22 protein-coding genes and 1 pseudogene are annotated in these 19,320 nt (G+C 72.1%); 17 read left to right on the plus strand and 6 right to left on the minus strand.

Features of this window, described 5'->3' with window-relative positions:
* Together ABZS58_RS25910 and ABZS58_RS25915 are read right to left on the minus strand one after the other, a co-directional pair.
* Positions 1-818: HAMP domain-containing protein (locus ABZS58_RS25910; protein WP_354785669.1), on the minus strand; the 818-nt coding region annotated here is incomplete at its 3' end.
* Positions 811-1,488, minus strand: a complete 678-nt coding sequence (locus tag ABZS58_RS25915) for a response regulator transcription factor (RefSeq protein WP_354785671.1) — start codon at positions 1,486-1,488, stop codon at positions 811-813. The genes ABZS58_RS25915 and ABZS58_RS25910, both read right to left, overlap by 8 nt.
* 70 nt (positions 1,489-1,558) lie before the next feature.
* Between ABZS58_RS25915 and ABZS58_RS25920 the strand changes: the two genes are divergently transcribed.
* From ABZS58_RS25920 to ABZS58_RS25935, 4 genes are all read left to right on the plus strand, one after another.
* The gene (locus ABZS58_RS25920) at positions 1,559-2,536 is read left to right on the plus strand and encodes an ABC transporter ATP-binding protein (RefSeq protein ID WP_354785673.1); all 978 of its coding nucleotides are present in this window, start codon (positions 1,559-1,561) and stop codon (positions 2,534-2,536) included.
* Positions 2,533-3,414, plus strand: a complete 882-nt coding sequence (locus ABZS58_RS25925; RefSeq protein ID WP_354785675.1) for an ABC transporter permease — start codon at positions 2,533-2,535, stop codon at positions 3,412-3,414. The genes ABZS58_RS25920 and ABZS58_RS25925 overlap by 4 nt, the downstream gene beginning before the upstream one ends.
* Before the next feature lie 5 nt (positions 3,415-3,419).
* Positions 3,420-3,881: a hypothetical protein gene (locus ABZS58_RS25930; RefSeq protein WP_354785677.1), complete on the plus strand. Its 462-nt coding sequence runs from the start codon at positions 3,420-3,422 to the stop codon at positions 3,879-3,881.
* Positions 3,882-4,195: 314 nt separating this feature from the next.
* Complete coding sequence (locus ABZS58_RS25935; protein ID WP_354785679.1) at positions 4,196-4,501, plus strand: PadR family transcriptional regulator; 306 nt, start codon at positions 4,196-4,198, stop codon at positions 4,499-4,501.
* Positions 4,502-4,577: 76 nt separating this feature from the next.
* On the opposite strand, the gene ABZS58_RS25940 is transcribed toward ABZS58_RS25935, so the two are convergent.
* Complete coding sequence (locus tag ABZS58_RS25940; protein WP_354785902.1) at positions 4,578-5,846, minus strand: APC family permease; 1,269 nt, start codon at positions 5,844-5,846, stop codon at positions 4,578-4,580.
* Positions 5,847-6,233: 387 nt separating this feature from the next.
* Between ABZS58_RS25940 and ABZS58_RS25945 the strand changes: the two genes are divergently transcribed.
* Together ABZS58_RS25945 and ABZS58_RS25950 are read left to right on the plus strand one after the other, a co-directional pair.
* Complete coding sequence (locus ABZS58_RS25945) at positions 6,234-6,497, plus strand: hypothetical protein (protein WP_354785681.1); 264 nt, start codon at positions 6,234-6,236, stop codon at positions 6,495-6,497.
* Positions 6,498-6,829: 332 nt separating this feature from the next.
* Positions 6,830-7,312 carry a hypothetical protein gene (locus ABZS58_RS25950; protein WP_354785683.1) on the plus strand — a complete coding sequence of 161 codons (483 nt, stop codon included), beginning with the start codon at positions 6,830-6,832 and terminating at the stop codon, positions 7,310-7,312.
* An 85-nt stretch (positions 7,313-7,397) separates the two neighbouring features.
* Here the strand turns inward: ABZS58_RS25950 and ABZS58_RS25955 are convergent, their stop codons facing one another.
* A complete protein-coding gene (locus tag ABZS58_RS25955; protein WP_354785685.1) occupies positions 7,398-7,997 on the minus strand; it encodes a hypothetical protein in 600 nt (199 codons plus the stop codon).
* A 40-nt stretch (positions 7,998-8,037) separates the two neighbouring features.
* On the minus strand, positions 8,038-10,353 hold the full coding sequence (locus ABZS58_RS25960) for a glycoside hydrolase family 9 protein (RefSeq protein ID WP_354785687.1): 2,316 nt from the start codon (positions 10,351-10,353) through the stop codon (positions 8,038-8,040).
* A 273-nt stretch (positions 10,354-10,626) separates the two neighbouring features.
* On the opposite strand from ABZS58_RS25960, the gene ABZS58_RS25965 reads away from it, so the two are divergent.
* The 3 genes and pseudogenes from ABZS58_RS25965 (at position 10,627) to ABZS58_RS25975 (ending at position 12,097) form a co-directional block, all read left to right on the plus strand.
* On the plus strand, positions 10,627-11,136 hold the full coding sequence (locus ABZS58_RS25965; protein WP_354785688.1) for a universal stress protein: 510 nt from the start codon (positions 10,627-10,629) through the stop codon (positions 11,134-11,136).
* Positions 11,097-11,375: pseudogene (locus tag ABZS58_RS25970) on the plus strand (universal stress protein); the annotation flags it as partial. The gene ABZS58_RS25965 and the pseudogene ABZS58_RS25970, both read left to right, overlap by 40 nt.
* Before the next feature lie 377 nt (positions 11,376-11,752).
* Positions 11,753-12,097, plus strand: coding sequence for a hypothetical protein (locus ABZS58_RS25975; protein ID WP_354785690.1), 345 nt, complete (start codon positions 11,753-11,755; stop codon positions 12,095-12,097).
* A gap of 81 nt (positions 12,098-12,178) precedes the next feature.
* Here the strand turns inward: ABZS58_RS25975 and ABZS58_RS25980 are convergent, their stop codons facing one another.
* Positions 12,179-12,586 (minus strand): phosphoribosyltransferase family protein, encoded by a 408-nt coding sequence (locus ABZS58_RS25980; RefSeq protein ID WP_354785692.1) that lies wholly within the window; start codon positions 12,584-12,586, stop codon positions 12,179-12,181.
* A 272-nt stretch (positions 12,587-12,858) separates the two neighbouring features.
* Between ABZS58_RS25980 and acsA the strand changes: the two genes are divergently transcribed.
* Genes acsA through ABZS58_RS26020 form a run of 8 tightly spaced genes read left to right on the plus strand, consistent with a single transcriptional unit; the run spans position 12,859 to position 19,221 of the window.
* Positions 12,859-14,670, plus strand: a complete 1,812-nt coding sequence (acsA, locus tag ABZS58_RS25985; RefSeq protein ID WP_354785694.1) for an acetate--CoA ligase — start codon at positions 12,859-12,861, stop codon at positions 14,668-14,670.
* Entirely contained in the window at positions 14,667-15,689 is a 1,023-nt protein-coding gene (gene pdhA / locus ABZS58_RS25990; protein WP_354785696.1) for a pyruvate dehydrogenase (acetyl-transferring) E1 component subunit alpha, read from the plus strand. Before acsA ends, pdhA begins: the two co-directional genes overlap by 4 nt.
* A complete protein-coding gene (locus ABZS58_RS25995) occupies positions 15,682-16,662 on the plus strand; it encodes an alpha-ketoacid dehydrogenase subunit beta (RefSeq protein WP_354785698.1) in 981 nt (326 codons plus the stop codon). Before pdhA ends, ABZS58_RS25995 begins: the two co-directional genes overlap by 8 nt.
* A complete protein-coding gene (locus ABZS58_RS26000) occupies positions 16,659-17,957 on the plus strand; it encodes a dihydrolipoamide acetyltransferase family protein (protein WP_354785700.1) in 1,299 nt (432 codons plus the stop codon). Before ABZS58_RS25995 ends, ABZS58_RS26000 begins: the two co-directional genes overlap by 4 nt.
* Positions 17,954-18,202 (plus strand): acyl carrier protein, encoded by a 249-nt coding sequence (locus tag ABZS58_RS26005; RefSeq protein ID WP_354785702.1) that lies wholly within the window; start codon positions 17,954-17,956, stop codon positions 18,200-18,202. The genes ABZS58_RS26000 and ABZS58_RS26005 overlap by 4 nt, the downstream gene beginning before the upstream one ends.
* 43 nt (positions 18,203-18,245) lie before the next feature.
* Entirely contained in the window at positions 18,246-18,626 is a 381-nt protein-coding gene (locus ABZS58_RS26010; RefSeq protein WP_354785704.1) for a CBS domain-containing protein, read from the plus strand.
* Entirely contained in the window at positions 18,623-18,943 is a 321-nt protein-coding gene (locus ABZS58_RS26015; protein ID WP_354785706.1) for a hypothetical protein, read from the plus strand. The genes ABZS58_RS26010 and ABZS58_RS26015 overlap by 4 nt, the downstream gene beginning before the upstream one ends.
* Positions 18,940-19,221, plus strand: a complete 282-nt coding sequence (locus ABZS58_RS26020) for a hypothetical protein (RefSeq protein ID WP_354785708.1) — start codon at positions 18,940-18,942, stop codon at positions 19,219-19,221. Before ABZS58_RS26015 ends, ABZS58_RS26020 begins: the two co-directional genes overlap by 4 nt.
* Positions 19,222-19,320 lie beyond the last annotated feature (99 nt).

Below are 19,320 nucleotides of genomic sequence, written 5' to 3' on the forward strand. Positions count from 1 at the left end.
TCGAGCTCCGCGGCGAGCAGGGTGAGCGGCGTGCGCAGCTCGTGGCTGGCGTCGCTGACGAACCGCCGCTCCCGCTGCAGCGCAGTGTCCAGAGCGGCGAGCATGTCGTTGAGCGTGCCGCCGAGGCGGGTCAGTTCGTCGTCACCCGCCGGCACGTCGAGCCGGACGCCGGTGGCACCGCCGGCGATGCGGGCGGCCTGCACCCGGTAGCGCTCGACCGGGTCGAGCGCGGCCCGGGCCAGGCGGTAGCCGACCAGGGACGCGACCGCGAGCGCCGCGAGGTTCGCCAGGGTGAGCTGCGCGATGAGTTCCCGCAGGGCCTCGTCGCGCTGGTCACGGCGCACCGCGACGACCATGATCGCCGGTCGCCCGGCGGCGGGCGCCGCGTCCGGGGACAGCGGCGTCGCGAGCACGCGCAGCGGTTCGGCGCTCATCGGCAGCAAGGTGCCCCGGTCGGTGCGGACCGTCGTGCGCCGGGCGGCCGCCACCTGGCCGGCCGTGAGCAGCGGGCGGCCGGTGAGGCCCGGGCTGGCCTGCAGGATCGCACCGGTCGGGTCGAGGATCTGGTAGAGGCCGCCGGAGACGACGGCAGGGTTGCGTGGTCCGAGCGTGCCGTCGTGCAGGGCGGCGGTCACCGCCGTGGACTGTGCCGCGAGGTCGGCGTCGAGGCCCCGGTCGAGGGCGAACTGCACCCGCACGTACACGAACGCGCCGGCGCCGGTGAGCACGACCAGCATCGCGGCCGCGAACCCGGTGATGAGCCTGACCCGGACCGGAAGGCGCCGCCACCGAGACGTGCGCCGGGGAGTGTCAGCCACCGTCGGGACGCAGCCGGTAGCCGGCGCCGCGCAGGGTCTCGATGGCGTGCCGGCCGAACGGCTTGTCGACCTTGCCGCGCAGGTTCGCGATGTACACGTCGATGACGTTGGAGCGCAGGTCGGTCTCGCCGTCCCACACCTCGTCGAGGATCTGGTACCGGGTGACGCACTGCCCGGCCCGCGCCATGAGCAGGGCGAGGATGTCGAACTCCCGGGCCGACACCTCGACCTCGGCGCCGTTGCGGGTGACCCGCCGGGCGGCCGGGTCGAGCGTCAGGTCACCGGCGGTCAGCGCAGCGGCGGCGGCCTCGGCGGTGCGGCGGTGCAGGGCCCGCAGCCGGGCGAGGAGCTCGTCGAAGGAGAACGGTTTGGTGAGGTAGTCGTCGGCGCCGGCGTCGAGCCCGGTGACACGGTCGGGGACCTCACCGCGGGCGGTCAGCAGGAGCACCGGCACCCGGTGTCCGGACTGCCGCAGCCGCCGGCAGACGGTGACGCCGTCAAGGCCCGGCAGCATCACGTCGAGCACGACGGCGTCGAAACGGCCGGTGGCCGCGGCGAGCAGCCCGTCCGGGCCCGTGTGCCGGGTCTCGGTCTCGTGACCGGCCTCGGCCAGGCCGCGCGAGACGAGCTGCGCAAGGCGCCGCTCGTCCTCCACCACCAGTACGCGCATGCCGCCCAGTTCATCACGGCCCCGGCGGGCTTCATGTCTGTTTCATCTGGCGTCGCTAGCGTCGGCGGGCATGAACGATGTGCTGGCGGTCGACGCCGTCGACCTCACGAAGACGTTCGGGGCGCTGACGGCGGTCGACCGCATCAGCCTGCAGGTCGCCCAGGGCGAGGTGTACGGCCTCCTCGGCCCCAACGGCGCGGGCAAGACCACGCTGCTGCGCATGCTGTTCGGGCTGATCCGCCCCGACGGCGGCACCCTCGAGGTGTTCGGCCGGTCCTGGCCCCGCGACGGCGTGCGCACCCTCGACGGCGTCGCCGGCTTCATCGAGAGCCCCCGGTTCTACCCGGGCCTGTCCGGGCGGCGCAACCTGCGGCTCCTCGCCGGCCTCGACGGCCTCGACACCCCGACCGCCACCCGGCGCGTGGACGAGGTCCTCGACCTGGTCGACCTGGCCGGCCGGGACCGGGAGAAGGTCCGCGGCTACTCCTTCGGCATGCGCCAGCGCCTCGGCGTGGCCGCCGCGCTGCTGCGCGACCCGCGGCTGCTGGTCCTCGACGAGCCCGCCAACGGTCTCGACCCGGCAGGCATCCGCGACATGCGCGCCCTCGTGAAACGCCTCGCGGGCAGCGGCCTGACCGTGCTGCTGTCCAGCCACGACATGGCCGAGGTCGAACAGATCTGCGACGACGTCACCATCATGCGCACCGGTCAGGTCGTCTACCACGGCTCCATCGCGACCCTCCGCGGACGGGCGCCCGCCCAGGCGCACCGCCTCGCCACCACCGACGATCCGCGCGCCGCCGCGCTCGCAGCCACGCACGGCCTGACGGTCGACTCGGCCGACGGCGGCGGCCTCGCGGTCCGCGGCGACGAAACCGACCTCGACGCGCTCATCGCCGCCATCGTCGGCGCCGGCATCGGGCTGCGCGGCCTGACCCTGTCCGAAACACCGCTGGAGGCCCTGTTCTTCATGCTCACCGAGACCGCACCCGACGCGCCCACCGCCGACCTGCGCCGCGCCGCCGTCCCGACCGGAGCCCACCGATGACGCACGCCGCCACCACCAGCACCACTTCCACCACCACCGGCGCCGGCGGCGTCGCGCTGACGCGCCGGCCGGCCACGCTCACCGTGCTGCGCTGGGAGCTCACCAAGGTCGCCGCCCAGGCCCGGGCTCGCTACCTGCTCCTCGGCTGCCTGATCGTCCCGCCGCTCATCGTCGCGGTGTTCACCGGGCAGCAGCCGCCGTCGGACACCATCTACGGCCGGCACATCCACGCCAGCGGCTTCGCCGACGCCCTGCTCATCCTCGCCTTCGCCCACCAGTGGCTGTTCCCACTGCTCGCCGCGCTCGTCGCCGGGGACATCTTCGCCGGCGAGGACGGCCACGGCACCTGGAAGACGATCCTGACCCGCTCGGCCGGTCGCGGCCAGCTCTACGCCGCCAAAGCCCTCACCGCCGTGCTGTTCAACCTCGTCGCCCTACTGGCCCTCGCGGCCAGCACGATCGTCTCCGGCGTGCTCATCGTCGGCCGGCAGCCGCTGCCTGGCCTGTCCGGGCAGCTCATCCCGGCCGGGACCGCGCTGCCGCTGGTCGCCGCCGCCTGGGCCACCGCGATCGCGCCCATGCTCGGCTTCACCGCGCTGGCGCTGCTGCTGTCCGTACTGACGCGCAACCCCACCGCCGGGGTCACCGCCCCGGTCGTGCTCGGCTTCGCCATGCAGCTGCTGTCCACCCTCGGCGGCCTCGACCTCGCCCGGCGACTGCTGCTCACCACCGGCTTCGAGGCCTGGCACGGCCTGTTCACCGCGCAGCGCTTCACCGGCCCGATCGTCCAGGCCGCCGCGGTCGCCGCCGGCTGGACCGCCGTGTGCCTGCTCATCGGCTACCTGGCGCTGCGCCGCCGCGACATCACCGGAGGCTGACCGCCATGACCCGCATCCGCTCCCACGTCACCGCCCCGGCCGCCGCGGTCCTCGCCGTCGCCGCCGTGTTCGCCGCCACCGCAGGCCGCGGCGGCGAGGACATCACCAGCGCCCGCCTGGAACGAGCGATCGGCCCGACGTTCGCCAACCTCTACGTCCAGCGCTCAGCCATCCTCGGCAGGACCGTCACCGCCGCTGCCATCGACGCGCACGCCGCCTGCGACCGCGGCGGCCCGAAGGTGCCCGACTCCGGACCCGGCGCCAACTGGATCTGCATGATCGCCTTCACCGACGACACCGGCCAGCACCAGGAAGGCAAGTTCGAGGTCACGGCCAACGCGGACGCCACCTACGTCGCCGGCGGCCCATCCAAACTCGTCGGACCGGCCACCATCACCGACACCCACGGCAACGACGTGCCCAACCCGGCCTTCGAGTTCGACGGCGCCTTCGACCCCGACAGCTGACCCACTTCCGATCCTCGTCGCCGCCCCGCCCGACATGGCGTGAACGCGGGATACCACAAACCGGACGGCTCCGGACCGCGTAGGTGCGCCAGCTTCCCCGGCCTCGCCCTCCTCACCCCGCCTCTGCATTCGCGCGAGCCCGCCGGGCCGGAGCCATCGGACTGCGTGCAGATCCGGCGACCGGCCTGACCTCGGTAGTCCGCACACGTCGCGGTGGACACGTGAGGGTCGACAGGCAGCGTCGTCAGCTGGGTTGCACCGGCATAGAATCGGGGCCCGATATCGGGTTCGTCATTGTGTGAGGCGGTGGGTGCGTGCGGGAGTTTCAGCGGGGTGCGGTGCGACTGCACATCCTGCACCACGCCGCCATCGGAGAGATTCACGGCGCGTGGATGACGGCCGAGTTGGCTGAGCACGGCTACCAGATCAGCCCGGGAACGCTGTATCCGACGCTGCACCGGCTGGAGACGGACGGACTGCTGGTCTCTGAGCAGCAGGTTGTCGAGGGTCGCGTCCGGCGGGTGTATCGGGCGACCGAAGCGGGCCGTCTCGCCCTCGAGGAGGACAGGCGCGCACTGGCCGAATTGGCCCGCGAGGTCCTCGGGGACGCTGGCACCTGACCCGGTCCCTGGGGCGCCTGCAGGCAGCGACGGGCCTTGGTCTTGCAGCTGGCTGGGCCGGGGGTGGACGGGCTCCTCAAGCGTGCGGAAGCTCGTTGGTGCGGTCGGTGCCGGGGGTACGGAGGCGGCGGACGCCGTAGGCGATGGCGCCGAAGGTCACGACCCCTGCACCGGCGAGCACGGATTGCAGCGGCAACGCGAAGGCCAGGGCCAGGCAGCCGACGATGCCGAGCACCGGGATGAGCCGTGGTGGGCGGCCCTCGCCTGGGCGCAACGTCCACGCACTGGCATTGGCGACGGCGTAGTACACCAGCACGGCGAACGACGAGAAGCCGATGGCAGCACGCACGTCCGCGGTGGCCGCCACGACGGCCACCACCGCACCGACGGCCAGTTCAGCGCGGTGCGGCACCCCGAACCGGGGGTGCACGGCAGCCAGGGCGCGGGGTAGGTGCCGGTCGCGGGCCATCGCGAAGCTGGTGCGGGACACGCCGAGGATCAGCGCGAGCAGCGAGCCCAGCGCGGCGACCGCGGCGCCCACGCGCACCACCGGCACCAACGACGTCCATCCGGCGGCGCGGACCGCGTCGGTCAGGGGCGCGGTGGTGCCGGCGAGATGGCCGCCGAGGACCGCCAAGACCGCGACCGAGACGAACGCGTAGACGCCCAGGGCGATGCCGAGCGCGAGCGGGATCGCCCTGGGAATGGTGCGGGCCGGGTCGCGGACCTCCTCACCGAGCGTGGCGATGCGCGCGTAGCCGGCGAAGGCGAAGAACAGCAGCGCGGCAGCCTGCAACACGCCGCCGGCCGTGACGCCGCGTCCGACGAACACCAGGCCCGCATCCGCCGTGTCCGCGGTGCCGCAGACGACGACCACACCGGCGAGCACGACCAGCACGACCGCCACGATGGCCCGGGTCAGCCAGGCGGACTTCTGCACCCCGACGTAGTTGACGGCGGTCAGCGTCACCACCGCGGCGACCGCGACGGCGTGCGCGTGCTGCGGCCAGACATACACCCCCACGGTGAGCGCCATCGCCGCGCACGACGCCGTCTTGCCGACCACGAAACCCCACCCGGCCAGATAGCCCCAGAACTCGCCGAGACGTTCACGACCGTAGACGTATGTGCCCCCAGACGCCGGATAGAGGGCGGCGAGCCGCGCTGAGGAGGTGGCGTTGCAGTAGGCGACCACGGCCGCCACCGCCAGGCCGACCAGCAGCCCGGACCCGGCCGCGGCGGCCGCTGGCGCGAGCACGGCGAAGATCCCGGCCCCGATCATCGAACCCAGCCCGATCGTCACCGCATCGAACAGCCCCAGCTGCCGGCGAAGCCGCCCGTCCATGACCGCTGACGCCCCGCTCACCGCTCACCAACTCCTACAGGCGACCTTTGGCTAACGATAGCCGATATCGGAATACGATATCTGTAGATCAGCCTCCGGCACCACAGGGCGCGACGTACGGCGGCGGCCCCACCGCGGGCTGTCGGAGTTGCCCGTGTGGCTGACACCTACGCGGGGCTTAGCCACTTGAAGAAGCGGCTCTTCGTCGATGCGGTCAAACGCATGCATCCCCCTTCGACACCAGTTCGTATGGGATTACACCAACATCGAGTCAGGGCCCGGCCGCCCACGGTGTTGGTGTGCTGTCGCGTGCTCGGTCACTCGATCGGGTGACCAGCCCATTTGTGGCACACGTCCCTCGATCGCGGCGCGGTCACGATGACCGCCATGAGACGCAGCGGACCGGCCGTCGAGCAGCTCATCGGCGCGCTGATCCCCAGGCCACTCCCCCGGCCCAAACCCGACGCCGACACCGCTGCCGACCCTCCCACCGCCCCGGGCACCGACCGGTCCCGACAGGATCGAGCCGACTGGCCCGCCGCCATCATCGCGGTGGTCGCGCTCGTCCTGCTGCTGAAGTGGAAGATCAAAGAACCGATCCTGGTCGGGCTCAGCGCCGCCGCCGGCCTCGCCCTGCACTGGCCCTGGTGAACACCTGGAACCCCGGTGAACACAGCGGACTCCCGGTGGATCCTGACCGCCCAGGCCGGCCGGGCGTTCGGCTACGGCCTGGCCGCGGTGCTGCTGGGCGCCACCCTCGCCGCCACCGGGCTGAGCCCGACCGAGGTGGGCCTGGTCCTGGCCTGCGTCGTGGCCGGCACCGTGCTGGCCAGCCTGACCGTCGGCGTCCTGGCCGACCGGGTCGGCCGCCGCCTGCACCTACCTCACCCTCTACATCATGCTCACCGCCACCGGCGTGGCCTACGCATCCACCCCCTGGTGGCCGCTGCTGGCCGCTGCTGGCCGCGGTCGCCCTGCTCGGGGTGCTGTCCACCGAGGTCGTCGAGTCCGGCCCGTTCACCACCATGGAACAGGCGATGCTCGCCACCGCCGTACCCGGCCAGAAGCCCCTCGTCACCGGGCTGGGCCGCTACAACGCCGTGGCCGCGGCGGCCGGCAGCCTCGGCGCGCTGGCCGCCGCCGCGCCGGCCCTGCTGCGCCGGGTGCTGCCCACCGCTCCGGGCGACCAGCGGTACTTCCTGGCCCTGACCGCTGTCTCGATCCTTGGCGCGTACGAACGCACCACCTGTGGCCAGTTCACCCGACAGCTACGCGCTGGCCGATGCGCTGAATGCCGGCTGGCCGTGGGCCGCCCGCCGGAGCGGGCACCGACCCTGGTGGCTACCACGCCAGAGTCGTTCAGATCCTCGAGCAGGTGCCCGCGCCGGCACGGCTGGTCGTCCGCCGGTACGTCACCTGGGCGGTTACGCGGTCACTGCGCCGCCAAGTCGACGCAGGTTCCGTAGTTCGTCCTGAACTCGCGCAAACGGCCGCCACGCGGCCCAATCCTCCGCCTGGACGCAAGGCTGGGCGGTGGACCGGACCTCACTGTCAGCGCACCGAGTGCACGTGGGAGATCTCCAGGTCGTCGATGTCGGCGATGTGCAGGGAGGAGCCGTCCGGTCGCACCGCGATGATGTCGCGGCCCTGTTGCTTGAACTCGCTGATCGGATGCCAATGGTTGTCCTTGTTGGACTTGGCCCAGTACTGCGGCTCCGGCCCGAGGACGGCGCCGGTGGTGGTGAGGAAGCTTGCCGCGACCTGGGCGCGTGCCTGGTACATCGCCGCTGTCGCGGTGGCGCGGGCTGTGACGTCGGCGCGCGCCAGCAGGGCCAGTGCGAGCGCGACGCCGACCAGCAGGACGACTGCCGAGGCCGCGTAGGCGATCCGCTCGGTCGCGGTGAACGCCGCGATCGTCGCGAGGACGGTGGCGACGCCGCCGACCGAGGCGATCGCCGTGCCCGTCCATTTGCTGAGGGCCAGGGCGCCCGCGGTGATCGCCTGTTTGTCGAACGGCGTCTTCCAGACGGTGACGTCGTCGCCCTTGTCCTCGAGTAGGTTGAACGTGATCAGTGCGTGCCTGATAGGCCCGGCGAGGTCGTCGCCGGACTGGTTCACAAAGCTCGCCGGCAGCTGCACCTTGTCGTTCACCCGGATCACCCCCGCATCGGCGGTGTACCGGCGGGGGCCTTCATCGCCCCGCCGGGGCCGACTCGACGTGCAAGGACCAGCCGACCGGCACCACGACGTTGACCTGATGGTCACCGCCCAGGCTGACGGTCACGTCGCCGATGTGGAGCGGGCCGTCGTGGTTGTCGTGTGGGCGTTGGTCCGCGGCGAAGGATGCGACCCAGGACAGCGCGGAGTTCCAGTTGATCGCGACCTCGTTGGTGGACCAGGAGTCGATGTCGTCGAGGTAGCAGAACTGTGGTTTGGGGTGTTCCGCGGTGGGCGTGTGGAGCAGGACCTTCTTCGCCTTCGGGTCCTCCAGGCCGGGGTTGGGTCCGCCTGCGATCGCGCCCGATGGCGGCTGGGGCAGCCTGGGGTCGAGTTGGTGGCCGTAGATGCGGCTGTGCTGGTTGTGTGAGCAGCGGCTGCCGTAGCCGGTGACGTAGGAGTTGTTGAGGGCGTTGCGGCCGAGGATGAAGTCGAGGCCTTCGAGGACGCCGTCGCGGTAGCGCTGGTCGCCGGTCAGGTCGAACGCGGTGGCGATGACCATGAGCTTGTTGAGGATCACGCTCGTGGAGCCCCACGTGTAGTCGTTCTCCCCGATCGGGACGCCGTAGGCCTGGTCGCGGATGGTCTGCAGGTAGTGGTCGGCGGCCTCGCGCACGGAGGAGCGGGCGGCGTCGCGGTCGTTGCCGGCCAGTTTGCTGGGGACGGTGGCCAGGTCGATCCGGCCGAGCGGCGCGACGAACTTCCAGCCGGGTCCGGTGTTGCGGAAGGCGTCGCCGGTCCAGTACGGCGACGAGCGCAGGTAGTCGAGGTACGGCTGCTCGCCGGTCGTGATGAACAGCTCGGCCGCGGCCCAGTAGAACTCGTCGCGGACGTCGTCGTCATCGTAGGCGCCGCCGCCGTCGCTGTCGTCCGGCCTGGCGATCATCGCCGGATGATCCTGCGCGGCCTTCCACGCGGTGCGGGCCGCGGCCAGGCAGCGGTCGGCGAACGGGCCGTCGAAGGGCTTGAACAGCCGGGCGGCCTGGGCCGCGGCCGCTGCGAGGTTGAGGGTCGCCGCGGTCGACGGCGGATGCAGCTCGCGGACCTTGGGGTCCTGGTCGGGCAGACAGGGCAGGTCCGTCCAGCCGCGGTCGTGGACCTTGTGGTGGGCCATGCCGGCGTTCGGTCTGCCGTCCGGGACCTGCATGCGCAGCATGAACTCGAGCTCCCAGCGGGCTTCGTCGAGGACGTCCGGGACCTTGTTGCCGTGCTCCGGGATGTCGAGGGTGCCGTCGCCGAGCGCGTCCGGGTTGCCGGTCTGCGCGGTCGTGGCCCGCTCGTACAGGCCGAGCAGCTGAGCGGTGGCGATGCCGCCGTTGACGACGTACTTGCCGTGGTCGCCGGCGTCGTACCAGCCGCCGTGCACGTCGAGCCGGTAGTCGCCGGTGCCGGGCTGGCACGGCACGCTGGTGTCGCCCTGGTTGGGCGGCACACCGACGTGACCGGCCGGCCGGGCGTAGCCGGGCGCGAGCGCGTCGTCGATGGCGATGCCGCTGCGCTGCACGTAGAAGAAGTGCAACGCGTCCCGGCACAGCTTGTCGTAGATGGAGCCGGCGATCGTGAACGGGAAGCTCTGCTGCCCGCCGACGCGCAGCACGTAACCCGTGCCGGGCGCGGTCACCGTCGAGAAGTCGATGGTGTGCACCTTCTGCCCCGACGACGCGTCGACGCCGCGTGGGGTCGACCGGCCGGACGCCACGACCTCGCCCGCGCCGGAGACGACCTGCCAGGACTGCGGGTCGGGCGCGTCGGTCACCGCGGTCGCGTGCTTCGGCCCGTCCGGTAGGTAGCCGACCTGGTTGACGCGCACCGGCGGGTCCGTCTCAGGGACGTACCACGGCCACGGTTCGCCACCGACCAGCGAGACGTCGTCGAGGGTGAACGTCCACGCCTCGCCGGAGCCGCCGATCTGGAAGGAGACCTGGCCCCGGTCGGTGTCGAGGTTGGAGGTGAACGAGTAGTGGTACTGCTGCGGGTTCATGGTCAGCTGCACGTCCTGTGACCATGTCGCCGTGTACGGCGGGTCGCCGAGCTGGACCTGCGCCTTGATCGTCACCGGCCGGCTGGCCGACGCGGTGAACGAGACCGAGTACGGCGTGCTGGCGTTCAACCGGATGTCGTTCTCACCGACGAGCACGTCCCAGCGCTGCTGCGTGCCACCCGGCACCTGCACCCTGAGCTTCCCGTCGGCCGCTGCCAGCGCCGTCCCGGCAGCGAACCAGCCAGCGGTGTCGTTGCCGTCGAACGTGCCGTTGAATACCTGCTCACGGGGTTCCTTGACCGTAACCATGCCTCGACCATGCCTCGCAAACACTCCGCCACCACACCACGGGACCCGCAGTCGCCCCTCACTCCGTCGCACGTCCCCCGAACAATCACCATCCCGGCATCGAGTGAGAGGTTGCCGACAGTCACTCGCCGTCGACAGACCTTCCGGCTTCACTCCGGTCAACTGGATCCGTGGCGGATGCCGAACGATGTCACTGGATCGGCCCAACATCGAAGGGCATCAGCGGCAAGCACGCCGTCACGCAAGACCCACACGACCAGCTTGGACCCGCCGGTGATCGTCGGCATCGACGGCTCCCCAGCTAGCACGGGCGCCGTTCGCTGGGCCGCCGACGAGGCAGTACGCCTCCAGCGGCCGCTGCAGATCACCCACACGCTGGGTGCTTCGGGTCAGCACGAGCCGACGCCCGACGACCACCAACTGGCCGCGCAGGCCGCCGTCGCGGCCCAAGGCTTCCAGCCCAACCTCCACGTCATCACCAGCACGTGGCAGGGCGGGGCCGCCCAGATCCTCGTCGAGCAGTCCCGCCGCGCGAGCCTGGTCGTGGTCGGCAGCCGCGGGCCGGGTGGCGTTGAGCCACTGCCGGCGGATTCCCTAGGCCTACAGCTGGCGGTGCACGCCCACTGCCCAGTGCTCGTCGTCCACGACGCGCAGCGCTGGGCCGACCCGGCCGCCGTGCTGCCGCAGCACCTGCCGGTGCTGGTGGCACCGACAGTTCGGACAACGCGCAGCTGGCCATCGAACTGGCCTTCGCTGAAGCGGCATCACGTCACGTCGACCTGATCGCGCTGCGAGCCTGGCAGGAACCGCCGCGCCGCTGGGGTTTCGCCTCGAGCCCGGCCCGGTTCGCCGACCTCGCGGACCAGGCACTGGCAGCGGACGTGCAGCCCTGGCGAGCCAAACACCCCCGGGTCCGGGTAGACCTGCGCTGTCTTCACGGACCTCCGGCGCCAGTCCTGCTCGCCGAGTCGCGTGACGCGCTCATGATCGTGCTCGGCCCCCGCGGCACGGGCGGCTCCGACGAGCTGCGGCTCGGGTCGGTCACCCAGCAACTCCTCGAGCACGCAACCGCGCCGGTGCTGTGGCCCGACACTGAGGCTCTGGAAATCTGTCAGCGAAGCCAAGCGGCCAGCCGCGCACTGGGCGTACGCAACGGCCTGATGACGTGCACCGCCGTTCGGGCACGGGATCGGTCGGCCAGTCCAGCCGTCGCAGGCGGCCAGGCCAGGTCGGTGTCGCAGCGGCCGCGAGCCGCCCGGAGCTCGACGGCCGGTCGGCGGGCTCGGTGCGCGCCCGCCGAGCACGGCCGACTGCCGGAGGTACTCGATCTCGTTCTCTTCGAACCTGAGGCTCGCGAGGAATTCCAGCGCGTCGTGAGACCGGCCGCAACGAGAAACCCATGCTGCGCCGGCAGATGCCGGACGGCCAAGACGAGGCCGATCGGGTGCTGGCAGAAGCGCTCGCCGGTTGGAACGACAAGTATCCACAGGTGCTGGTGCGGCGGCGCGCGGTACTGCACAGCGATCCCGCGGAGGCGCTCACGCAGGCCTCCCAGGACGCGTCGATGCTCGTCGTTTCGGCCTGCTCGCACGTCGGCCGCAGCGAGCAAACTGCTCGGCACGGTCACCCGGCGAGTCCTGCACCGCGCAGCTTGCCCGGTCGCAGTCGTACGCTGACTCAACCCTGCTCCCCCGCAGCCAGCCCGCGAGGTTTCGCCGGTTCCTCCGGGGGAAGCGAACAGTGATGGCGTACGAACCGATCGCGAAGAGCGCAGAAGACCGGACGAACGCCAGCCTCAGTGATCGCCCGTGGGTTCGGCACGACTTCACGCGGCCAGTAGCTCGGTCGTGGCTCGCCGGGCTGCCCGAGCGACGAAGCTTGAACATCGGCTTCGAGGGACGGCCTGGCCGGGCCGGCCGCCTACCGGCGAGTGGACGGCGCCGGATGCCCGACGCCGACGGACAAGGCCGAGGATGCGCGGGTTGAGGATGCGCACGCCGTCTTCGCTGATGGCGCCCATGCCGAGCTCGGGCTGCCACGGCACGCCGAGCTTGCGCACGACGATGACGTCCAGCGGGGCGTGCAGTTCGTCTGCGACCTGGGCGGCGACGGGCACGCCGCCGCGGGGCAGGCCCAGCACCACGACGTCCTGGCCGCGCAGCCGGGACAACTTGCGGCCCAGCTGGCGGCCCGCGTCGACCCGGTCGCTGAAGATCGGGGTTGCGATCTGCATGGTCCAACTCCAGGTGACAGCGGCGGGCCGGACTGCCGCGGATCCGGCGGCCGACCGCCGGAGCTCGCACAGGTCGGTGCGGCCACTGGCATCGACCATATCCCTCCACCGTGCCGCGGTGACGGCGACGGCGGCGACCGTCAGCGCTGCAGGTTCCGTGCCGCCGCACGACCTCGAGCCCAACGAAGCGCGGCTCGGGCCTGGGCGCTGCCGTACCAAGGGCGCTGGGCGTGCCGGACGATCCGCGCGACGCTGGACACGACGAGCAATTCGTGACGCAGCCGTTCCTCCCGAACGGAGATGGCACCCCGATGATGAGCGAACGCATCCTGAAGACGGCGGCCGACCGCGAGCGAGCCAACCTGGCCGACTACGCCTGGGTCCGGCACGACTTCACCTGGCAGCGCGCCCGGTCGTGGCTGTCCGGCCTGCCCGGTGGCCGGGGGCTCAACATCGGCTACGAGGCGGTCGACCGGCACGCCACCGGCGAGCGGGCCGGTGCCGTCGCACTGCGCTGCGTGGACCGCTCCGGCGCCGTGCAGGACGTCACGTACGCGGAGCTGGCCCGTCGCACGAGCCGCTTCGCCAATGCGCTGCGCGCCCGCGGCATCGGCCGTGGTGACCGCGTGTTCACCCTGCTCGGCCGCACCCCCGAGCTGTACGTGTCGGCGCTCGGCACGCTGCGCGCCACCAGCGTGTGCGCGCCGCTGTTCCCTGCGTTCGGTCCCGAACCGGTCCGGGAGCGGCTGCATCGCGGCGGCGGCAAGGTCCTGGTGACCACGCCCGAGCTGTACCGGCGGCGGGTGGCGCCGGTCCGTGCCGACCTGCCGGAGCTGCGTCACGTGCTGGTCGTCGGCGACGGCCCCGCGCCGGAGGGCACCGAGTCGTTCACGGCCGCGGTCGACGCGGCGGCGGACACGTTCGAGGTGCCGCCGACGGACCCGGACGACATTGCGTTGCTGCACTTCACCAGCGGCACCACCGGCCACCCCAAGGGCGCGGTCCACGTACATGAGGCCGTCGTCGCGCACTACGCCACCGCCCTGTACGCCCTCGACCTGCACCCCGACGACGTGTTCTGGTGCACCGCAGACCCCGGTTGGGTGACCGGCACCTCGTACGGCATCGTCGCGCCGCTGGTGCACGGCGTCACGGTCGTCGTCGACGCCGCCGAGTTCGACGCTCCCCGCTGGTACGACACGCTGCAGCGGCTCCGGGTCACGAACTGGTACACGGCGCCGACGGCGCTGCGGATGCTCATGCGGCACGGCGCGGAGCCGGCCCGCCGGCACGACCTGTCGGCGTTGCGGTTCATCGCCGCGGTCGGCGAGCCGCTCAACCCGGAGACGGTGCTGTGGACGCGGGAGGTGTTCGGCCGGCCCGCGCACGACACGTGGTGGCAGACCGAGACCGGCGCGATCATGATCAGCAACTACGCGGGCATGGACGTCAAACCCGGCTCCATGGGCCGCCCGATACCCGGCGTCGAGGCGGCGCTGCTGGAGCGGGGCGACGACGGGCGGGCCCGGGTCGTCGACGGCGCCGTCCGCGTCCTGGAAACCCCGGGTGCCGTCGGCGAGCTTGCCCTGCGCCCCGGCTGGCCGTCGATGTTCCGCGGCTACCTCGGCGACGAGGAACGCTACCGCGCCGCGTTTGCCGGTGGGTGGTATCTCAGCGGTGATCTGGCCAGACGTGACGAGGAGGGCTACTACTGGTTCGTCGGCCGGGGAGACGACATCATCAAGTCGGCCGGGCACCTGATCGGCCCGTTCGAGGTCGAGAGCGTCCTCATGGAGCATCCGGCGGTGGCGGAGGTCGGCGTCATCGGCAAGCCCGACGCCGTGGCCGGTGAGGTCGTCAAGGCGTTCGTGTCGTTGAAGCCGGGGTATCAGCCGGTCGACGCGCTGCGGCTCGAGCTGCTCGCGCTCGGCAGGCGCCGGCTCGCCGCGCTCGCCCCGAAGGAGATCGCGTTCGACCAGCACCTCCCGCACACGCGGAGCGGCAAGGTGATGCGGCGGCTGCTCAAGGCCCGAGAGCTCGGCCTGCCGGAGGGCGACCTGTCCATGTTGGAGGTGTCACGATGACTGCCGGAACCCAGCCGGTCGTCCAGTCGGCCACCCGGCCGGCGGCCCCGGCCGACCCGCGCGTGGAGCTGCTCCGGCAGATGGTCCGGGTGCGCCGGTTCGAGGAGCGGTGCGTGCAGCTGTACAGCGCGGCGAAGATCCGCGGGTTCATGCACCTGTACATCGGTGAGGAGGCGGTCGCGGTCGGCGCGATCGGGGCGCTGTCCGCGGATGACGCCATCGTGTCCACGTACCGCGAGCACGGCCACGCGCTCGTGCGCGGTGTCAGTGCCGAGGCGGTCACGGCCGAGATGTTCGGCAGGGTCACCGGCTGCAGCCGCGGCCGGGGCGGCTCCATGCACCTGTTCGACATCGGGCGGCGCTTCTACGGCGGCAACGCGATCGTCGCCGGTGGCCTGCCGCTCGCGGTCGGCCTGGCACTGGCCGACCGGATGCGGGGGCGTTCCGCGGTGACCGCGTGCTTCTTCGGTGACGGCGCGGTGGCGGAGGGCGAGTTCCACGAGTGCATGAATCTGGCCGCGCTGTGGCGGCTGCCCGTCCTGTTCTGCTGCGAGAACAACCGTTACGCCATGGGCACCGCGCTGGAGCGCACCCACGCCGTCACCGACCTGGCCGCGCGGGCCGGCTCGTACGGCATGCCGTCCGCCGCCGTGGACGGCATGGACGTGCTCGCCGTGCGGGCCGCCGCCCTCGACGCCGTCGCGTCCGTGCGCGGCGGTCACGGCCCGTTCTTCCTGGAGCTGCGCACGTACCGGTTCCGGGCCCACTCGATGTACGACCCGGACCGGTACCGCGACAAGGCGGAGATCGCCCGTTGGAAGCGGCGCGACCCCATCGACCGGCTCCTCAAGCAGCTGACCGACGGCGGGGCCGTCGACGCCGCCGCGGTGGCGGCGATGGAGGCGGCGGTCGCGGCGGAGATCGACGCCGCCGTCGCCGCAGCCGACGCGGCGCCGGTCGAGGACGTCGCCGACCTCACCCGCTTCCTCCTCGCCGAGCAGCGCACCCGCCATGGCTGAGATCACCTACCGGGAGGCGCTGCGGGAGGCGCTGCGCGATGCGCTGCGGCGCGATGAGCGCGTCTTCCTCATGGGCGAGGACGTGGGCCGCTACGGCGGCGCGTTCGGCGTGAGCCTCGGGCTGCTGGAGGAGTTCGGTCCCGAACGGATCCGCGACACACCGCTGTCGGAGTCCGCCTTCGTCGGCGCGGGCATCGGTGCCGCCATGAACGGCATGCGACCCGTCGTGGAGATCATGACCGTCAACTTCAGCCTGCTCGCCCTGGACCAGATCATGAACAACGCGGCGACGCTGCGGCACATGTCCGCCGGCCAGTGCGGCGTGCCGCTGGTGATCCGGATGACGACCGGCGGCGGCCGGCAGCTGGCGGCGCAGCACTCGCACAGTCTCGAAGGCTGGTACGCGCACATTCCGGGGCTGCGCATCGCCGCGCCGGCGACGCTCGCCGACGCCCGCGGGATGCTGTGGACGGCCCTGCAGGACCCGGACCCGGTGCTCGTCTTCGAGCACGGCTCGCTGTACAACACCAGCGGCGACCTGCCCGACGACGCCGGCCCCACCGACCTGGACCGCGCCCGGATCCGGCGGGCCGGCCGGGACGTCACGATCGTCACCTACGGCGGCACGCTGGGTAAGACGCTGACCGCCGCCGAGGAGCTGGCGGACAGCGGCGTCGACGCCGAGGTGATCGACCTGCGGGTGCTGCGACCGATCGACGACGTGACCGTGATGGAGTCCGTCGCCCGTACCCATCGCGCGCTGATCGTCGACGAGGGCTGGCGCTCCGGCAGTCTCGCCGCCGAGATCACCACGCGCATCGTGGAGCAGGCGTTCTACGAGCTCGACGCGCCGGTCGGCCGGGTCTGCTCGGCGGAGGTGCCGCTGCCGTACGCGCAGCACCTCGAGGCCGCCGCCCTGCCACAGCCGGCCGGGATCGTCCGCGCCGCAGGGGAGCTGGTCGGTGCGTCGTGAGCGAGTTCCGGATGCCGTCGCTCGGCGCCGACATGACGGACGGGACGCTGCTGGAGTGGCTCGTGCACCCCGGCGACCCCGTCCACCACGGTGACATCGTCGCGGTGGTCGACACCGACAAGGCCGCCATCGACGTCGAATGCTTCGCCGACGGCGTCGTCCAGGACCTCGTCGTCGAGCCGGGGGACCGCGTCCCGGTCGGCACCGTGCTGGCCACCATCGCCGACGCCGCACCACCGCCCACCGCACCACCTGCCGGCGCAGCCTCGCCGGCCGCTGTGCGGGCGCCCGCGCCGCCGCCGACGGGCGACGGCGGCGAGCCGTCCCCGGTCCTGTCGCCGCTGGTACGCCGGCTCGCTGCCGCCCGCCACGTCGACCTCGCCGCCCTGCACGGCAGCGGCCCCGGCGCCCGCATCATGCGCATCGACGTCGAGCGGGCGGCGACCGCCCCCACCCGGGTGCGGAGCACACCGCTGGCGCGACGCCTGGCCCGCGAACTCCGGGTGGACCTCACCTCCGTGCCCACCGCGGCGGACGGCGTCGTGCACGCCGGCCAGGTCCGCCACGCCGCGGACACCGTTGCCCGGGGTGCACCGAGCGCACCAGTGGCGGCGGCCGCCGCGGCAGACCGGACCGCCGCCATGCGGACGACGATCGCCGCGCTCATGGCCAGGTCCAAGCGCGAGATCCCGCACTACTACCTGACCGAGAGCGTGGACCTCGCCGCCGCCATGGCGTGGCTGCGCGAGTGCAACCGCCGGCTGCCGGTCACCCGGCGGATCGTGCCGGCGGCGCTGCTGCTCAAGGCGTCCGCGCTCGCCGCGCGTCAGGTGCCGCAGCTCAACGGCTTCTGGGGCGAGCACGGGTTCGTGCCCGGCGGCGGTGTCCACGTCGGCGTCGCGGTCTCGCTGCGTGGCGGCGGGCTCGTCGCACCCGCCATCCACGACGCCGACCAGCTCGACCTGGCCGCGCTCATGGACCGGATGCGGGACCTGGTCACCCGCAGCCGCGGCGGCCGGCTGCGCGGCTCGGAGATGGCCGACCCGACCATCACCGTCTCCAACGTCGGCGAGCAGGGCAGCGAGTCCATCCTCGGGGTCATCTACCCGCCCCAGGTCGCCCTCGTGGGGTTCGGGCGCATCGCCGACCGGCCGTGGGCGGTCGACGGGCTGATCGGCGTCCGGCCCATCGTGCGCGTCACGCTCGCCGCCGACCATCGGGCCACCGACGGTGCGGTCGGCTCCCGCTTCCTCGACCGCATCGCCCGGCTCATGCAGAAACCGGAGGAGCTATGAACCACGACGAGGCAACCGAGGCGATCCACGCGGCGTTACGCGAGGTCGCACCCGACGTCGACCCGGCGGCCGTGCCGCCGGACGCCGAGCTGCGCGAGGCGTTCGAGCTGGACTCGCTGGACTTCCTGCGCGTCGTCGAACTGCTCACCGGACGCACCGGAGTCCGCATCGACGAGGACGACTATCCCAAGCTGACCACGATCAGCGCGGCAGCCGGCTGGCTCTGCTCGGCCGGCGACACCTGACCGCAGCGTTCCAGACACTCGGCCGAGGGTGGTGGCTGATGTCATGGTCGAGGATGTGGTGGTCGTCGCTGCGGACGCGGACGTGGCTGATGTCGCGAAGGTGATGCTGGACTACGAGGTGCGGTGCGTGCCGGTCCTCGACGAGGTGGAGCTGGTGGGTGTGGTCAGCCGCCGCGACATCCTGCGGAGCCTGGTGCGCACCGATGACGTGGTGTGCCTGGAGGTCCAGCGCCGACTCGATGACTACGCCGGTGGCCAGCGCTGCTGGACCGTCACGGTCTGCGACGGTGCGGCTGTCATCCACGGCCGGTTCGACGATGAGGTCCAGAAGACGGTTGCCGGAGTTCTGGCCCGCACCGTCGGCGGGGTCTCCAGTGTCGAGTTGGTCGCGAGGGCAGGGCAGCGTCCTGCCGGTGAGGCATGACCGCCCGATCTACGCTCACTGTTGACACCAGGCTACGCAACGACCTCACCTGCACCGGTGACGGACTGATTATCGGCGCTGACGGCATCACCGTCGACCTGAGCGGGCACACCTTGCGTGGATCGGGCACGGGGGCCGGCATCACGATGGCCGGGCGGCGCGCCGTCAAGGTCAGCAACAGGTCGATCGGCAACCTGTTCGTCGGCAACCGGGTCGGCCGCTGGTCCAGACGAACCTGCTCGACCAGCTGGCCGGCACGATCATCAGCGGCAACATCTATTTGCACAACCAGGCAGCGGGCGTACCGTTCGAGGTGACAGGCGCCGGGTGCGCCACGTGTCCACAGGTCACGGCCAACAGGTTCGTCGGCAACGGGTTCGACGCCGGCCAGCTGACCGACCACCTGGGCAACCCAGTCGCCGACGGCCTGCACCTCGCGGTCCCCGCGGGCGCGTCGCTCCTGTTTGCCGACAACATCACCAGCCACAACGCCCGGTATGGCATCTTCGCACCGCCGGGCACCGTGCTCGACAGCGGCGGCAACAGATCCGCCGGCGACCCGAAGGGGTGTCTGGGCGTGGTCTGCTCCTTCTGAGCCTGCAGCCGGCCGGCCGTGCAAACACGGCGGCCGGCCCTGCGAGGCAACGAGGTTTCGCCGCTTCCCGCGCGGGAAGCGAGCGGCAATGGCGCACGA

This window comes from Dactylosporangium sp. NPDC005555, assembly GCF_040605635.1.
Classification (GTDB): domain Bacteria; phylum Actinomycetota; class Actinomycetes; order Mycobacteriales; family Micromonosporaceae; genus Dactylosporangium.

What these genes read in the sequence shown, in the direction of transcription:
- ABZS58_RS25915 (WP_354785671.1), bottom strand. Translation starts at nt 1,488, where the DNA reads ATGCGCGTACTGGTGGTGGAGGACGAGCGGCGCCTTGCGCAGCTCGTC.
- ABZS58_RS25920 (WP_354785673.1), top strand. Translation starts at nt 1,559, where the DNA reads ATGAACGATGTGCTGGCGGTCGACGCCGTCGACCTCACGAAGACGTTC.
- ABZS58_RS25925 (WP_354785675.1), top strand. Translation starts at nt 2,533, where the DNA reads ATGACGCACGCCGCCACCACCAGCACCACTTCCACCACCACCGGCGCC.
- ABZS58_RS25930 (WP_354785677.1), top strand. Translation starts at nt 3,420, where the DNA reads ATGACCCGCATCCGCTCCCACGTCACCGCCCCGGCCGCCGCGGTCCTC.
- ABZS58_RS25940 (WP_354785902.1), bottom strand. Translation starts at nt 5,846, where the DNA reads ATGGACGGGCGGCTTCGCCGGCAGCTGGGGCTGTTCGATGCGGTGACG.
- ABZS58_RS25945 (WP_354785681.1), top strand. Translation starts at nt 6,234, where the DNA reads ATGAGACGCAGCGGACCGGCCGTCGAGCAGCTCATCGGCGCGCTGATC.
- ABZS58_RS25960 (WP_354785687.1), bottom strand. Translation starts at nt 10,353, where the DNA reads ATGGTTACGGTCAAGGAACCCCGTGAGCAGGTATTCAACGGCACGTTC.
- ABZS58_RS25975 (WP_354785690.1), top strand. Translation starts at nt 11,753, where the DNA reads ATGCTGCGCCGGCAGATGCCGGACGGCCAAGACGAGGCCGATCGGGTG.
- ABZS58_RS25980 (WP_354785692.1), bottom strand. Translation starts at nt 12,586, where the DNA reads ATGCAGATCGCAACCCCGATCTTCAGCGACCGGGTCGACGCGGGCCGC.
- pdhA (WP_354785696.1), top strand. Translation starts at nt 14,667, where the DNA reads ATGACTGCCGGAACCCAGCCGGTCGTCCAGTCGGCCACCCGGCCGGCG.
- ABZS58_RS25995 (WP_354785698.1), top strand. Translation starts at nt 15,682, where the DNA reads ATGGCTGAGATCACCTACCGGGAGGCGCTGCGGGAGGCGCTGCGCGAT.
- ABZS58_RS26005 (WP_354785702.1), top strand. Translation starts at nt 17,954, where the DNA reads ATGAACCACGACGAGGCAACCGAGGCGATCCACGCGGCGTTACGCGAG.
- ABZS58_RS26010 (WP_354785704.1), top strand. Translation starts at nt 18,246, where the DNA reads ATGGTCGAGGATGTGGTGGTCGTCGCTGCGGACGCGGACGTGGCTGAT.
- ABZS58_RS26015 (WP_354785706.1), top strand. Translation starts at nt 18,623, where the DNA reads ATGACCGCCCGATCTACGCTCACTGTTGACACCAGGCTACGCAACGAC.